Annotated in this window: 1 protein-coding gene; it reads left to right on the forward strand. The window is 50.9% G+C overall.

Going from position 1 to position 216, the window contains the following annotated elements:
- On the forward strand, window positions 1–216 hold a 216-nt coding region (locus tag KJQ96_RS39840), incomplete at both ends, for an aminopeptidase P family N-terminal domain-containing protein (protein WP_213291305.1).

Raw genomic sequence — 216 nt, forward strand, 5'->3', positions numbered from 1 at the left:
TGCGAAGATTATCCGCCGTTAAGGCAGAAATGAAACGACGCGAGGTCGATGTGCTGATGGTCACAAGTCCGGCCAACATCACCTATCTTTCCGGCTACACCAGCAAATCTGCTTATGTGCCGCAAGGTCTGATCATTTTCTTGAAGGAAGAGGAGCCGAGCTTCTTTACGCGGCATATGGATGCACCGGCGGCGATGCATCAGATGTTCATCGATA

Origin of the sequence: Bradyrhizobium sp. sGM-13, from assembly GCF_018398875.1 — a bacterium.
GTDB lineage: Bacteria > Pseudomonadota > Alphaproteobacteria > Rhizobiales > Xanthobacteraceae > Bradyrhizobium.